This window comes from Aeromonas sp. 1HA1 (genome assembly GCF_029237385.1).
GTDB lineage: Bacteria > Pseudomonadota > Gammaproteobacteria > Enterobacterales > Aeromonadaceae > Aeromonas > Aeromonas popoffii.
In genome coordinates this window covers 1-3,183 of the sequence record NZ_JAACGC010000139.1, presented here as the reverse complement: position 1 = coordinate 3,183, position 3,183 = coordinate 1, and the positions used below count along the sequence as shown (strand labels likewise).

At 52.4% G+C, this 3,183-nt stretch carries 4 protein-coding genes; all 4 read left to right on the top strand.

The features are described from left to right. Nucleotides 1-209 precede the first annotated feature (209 nt). The 4 genes from GWQ22_RS21060 to GWQ22_RS21045 all read left to right on the top strand — a co-directional run bounded on the left by GWQ22_RS21060 (nucleotide 210) and on the right by GWQ22_RS21045 (nucleotide 2,899). A complete protein-coding gene (locus GWQ22_RS21060) occupies nucleotides 210-1,319 on the top strand; it encodes an META domain-containing protein (RefSeq protein WP_275931570.1) in 1,110 nt (369 codons plus the stop codon). 84 nt (nucleotides 1,320-1,403) lie between these two features. Further along, entirely contained in the window at nucleotides 1,404-2,207 is an 804-nt protein-coding gene (locus tag GWQ22_RS21055) for a hypothetical protein (RefSeq protein ID WP_275931569.1), read from the top strand. Nucleotides 2,208-2,227: 20 nt separating this feature from the next. Then, nucleotides 2,228-2,452 (top strand): hypothetical protein, encoded by a 225-nt coding sequence (locus GWQ22_RS21050; RefSeq protein WP_275931568.1) that lies wholly within the window; start codon nucleotides 2,228-2,230, stop codon nucleotides 2,450-2,452. Between the two features lie 69 nt (nucleotides 2,453-2,521). Beyond that, nucleotides 2,522-2,899: an SHOCT domain-containing protein gene (locus tag GWQ22_RS21045; RefSeq protein WP_042038326.1), complete on the top strand. Its 378-nt coding sequence runs from the start codon at nucleotides 2,522-2,524 to the stop codon at nucleotides 2,897-2,899. Nucleotides 2,900-3,183: the final 284 nt, after the last annotated feature.

Here is a 3,183-nt window from a genome sequence, read left to right as displayed (position 1 = left end):
AACAGGGATTGCAGGCTGGAGCTCACTCTGGGAAGGCTGGCAAACACTGCAAAGTAAACTGGACGGCTTTATTGCCGCCAAAGAGATGATGGCTTCGGGGATCAAGATCTGATCAAGAGACAGGCTCTTTACCTATGCGGTAGCAGCGCCTACGCGGTGCCTACATGGTCACAATACGCTCTTATATTCATAAAGGATGAGTCGAACACATGCTAAAAACATCGATAAATGCAGCGATTTTACTGGCGTCGGTATTGCCGGCTTTTACTGTGTTCGCCGCCGAGCCGCAGCTTATTTGCTTTGGCAATGAGCCGTCATGGAGCCTGCAGTTTAGTGACAAAAGTCGAGCGCAATTGCTCTTGCCCGAACAGAAAGCGGTCGATTTCCTCGGCCAGAAAACGCATCTGCTTGCGCTCAAAGAGTACGCTTGGCGCGGCAAGCCGGTAACCGGTAAGGGCGGCGAAGCAGTCGCGCTGCTGCGTGAGGCGGGCTGTAGCGACGGTATGTCTAACACCCAACATCCAATGAGCGCAAGGGTATCTCTGCCAGACGGGCAACTGTTGGCAGGTTGTTGTCGCGTGCCAAAGCCAGCTAAGGATACCACGGATACCACCGCCAAGCCGCTCACACTAGAGGGGCCAACATGGCAGTTAGACTCTCCGAGCGGTAGCTTTGCCGGTATCGCAATTGACGCGGCAAAGCCTGTAACGGTACGTTTTGAGGCAGGCCGTTTGAGCGGTTTTTCCGGCTGTAATAGGCTTATGGGTGGCTATAACCTGAGTACTGGCAAGGTGAAAATTAGCATGTTAGCCGGTTCGATGATGGCTTGCCCGGAGCCACAAACGGCGCTGGAGAACGCCGTGAGAGCGGCACTCAGCGGCACTCTGGCGTATGCCATTAATACTGAGCAACTGAGCCTGAGCACTGCCACTGGTGCGGTATTGACATTTAAAGCGCAGCCCGCGGCAACGCTTGAGGGCGTGTACTGGGATGTAACTGGATTCAACAACGGCCGCCAAGCAGTCGTTAGCGCTCTGCCTGGCACGCGTTTGAGCATGGTCTTTGAGCAAGGCCAGGTACACGGCAGCAGCGGTTGCAATACTTATCAGGCGAGCTTTACCTCGGTCGAAAATCGCCTGAGCATCGGCCCATTGCTGAGCACACGTATGGTTTGCCCCGCCGATGGGGTGATGCAACAAGAGCGCGAGTTTCTTGCGGCGCTGGAGTCGGTAAAACTATGGGAAATACGTGACGGTTTGTTGGATGCGCATCGTGCGGATGGCGAGCGTGTGTTTAATGCCATCGTCAGCGCTCCATAAGAACCCACAATCCATTTGATGGACACAGTACCGATCATGCACAACGCTAAACAGTACCGCGCATCGACAACAGGAGCTTGTCCTATGAGTGTGCGCAACCTTCTACTGATCGGTTTTACCCTCGCCTGTGTGGCGGCAGCCTTTTTGTTACCGGCCGTGCCGCAGCCGCTGGCTTACCATAATTTTGCCGACCAACGCAGCTTCTTGGGGATCCCGCATTTCAATAACGTGGTCTCCAATATAGGTTTTTTTCTGGCGGGTACCTTGGGGTTGGCCCTGCTAATCCGCAGCCGCGTGCGGTTTGAATTTATGCGTGAGCGTTGGCCTTATTTGGTATTTTTCTTTGGTATATTCGCGACTGCTTTAGGTTCAAGTTACTACCATCTAGCCCCCGACAATGACCGACTGTTCTGGGACCGTCTGCCTATGACCATTACCTTTATGGCCTTAGTCGCCAGCCAGATTTCAGATCGCATCAGCGTGCGCACCGGGCTAGTGTTATTAGTACCGATGTTACTGATTGGTGCCTCGTCGGTTATTTACTGGCGTGTGACCGAGCGGCAAGGCGTTGGCAACGTGCTGCCGTACGCAATGCTGCAGGCTTATGCAGTACTGGCTTTACTTTTTCTGGCTATTTTGCAACCATCGCGTTATTCACGCGGCAGTGATCTTTACTGGATCTTTAGCTGGTATGTGTTGAGCAAGGTGCTCGAAACCTATGACGCCGAAATCCTTAGTCTTAGCCATTTTGTCAGCGGTCATACCTTGAAACATTTTGCCGCCTCGCTGGGTGGTTTTATTGCCTGTTACATGCTGATAAATCGTGTGTTACAACATCCAGAAACGACGGCTGATGAGTCGCTTAAAACACCATCAGCACAGCCTTAATCATCAGTACAGGGGGGTCTATGCGTTACGTTTACGCCGCTTTAATCATCGTCATCACGACGACTGTTTTGCTGTTTAAAATTCAAAATATAAGCCTTGTCACCGTTTCGCTGCTTAATATGAGCCTGACGCTGCCGGCGTCGCTACTGATCGTCGGCGTTTACGTGCTTGGCATGCTCACCGGCAGCGCACTCTGGTCGCTTCTGCGCAGCTGGCTACAGGCCGCGATGCGCAAGCCCGAGTAACACCATCGCCGGCGAGTTTACGCCGGCTACACCTAAACCAATTAGGCAACGCAAAGGAAACACACCAATATGAGCAATTTCTGGGATTTCTTCTGGTTAATACTCTCAAGTTTTATCTTTATCGCTTACCTTTTGGTACTGTTCCAGATCGTCGGCGATCTGTTTCGCAACACTGAAATGGGCGGCGGATTTAAAGCTCTGTGGATCCTCGGACTGATATTCTTGCCGATGTTTACCGCGCTGATTTACATTGTTAGCAATGGCGCAGGTATGGCCCAGCGTCAACGTGCGGCGATGCAGCGGGCCAAATCAGATACCGAAGACTATATTCGGCAAGTGGCAGGTAAATCACCAGTCGAGCAGATCTGCGAGGCCAAAGCCTTGCTCGATAACGGCGCGATTAATGCTGATGAATATGCCCAACTCAAAGCCAAAGCACTGGCCTAAGCATATGCAGCGCCGCATCTTGGCGCTCAACCGTTAAACCAGAGAGCCCGCTGTGGATGCGGGCTTTTCAGTTTTTGCTGCAAGCGTTACGCGGCGTAAATGGGATGGTCGCCCCTCCCCAAAACGGCATCTGAGTGCCAAAGTGACGAATGTAATCAGCTATTGTCAAATCTGGTGTATGGAGTCGGTCAGGCGGCATTCCTGTCTGACTCATCCAGCACCTGTACTCCGTCCTTGAATTTCACGTTGTTTACCACCAACGTCAGCAGCACAAATCCCTTGAG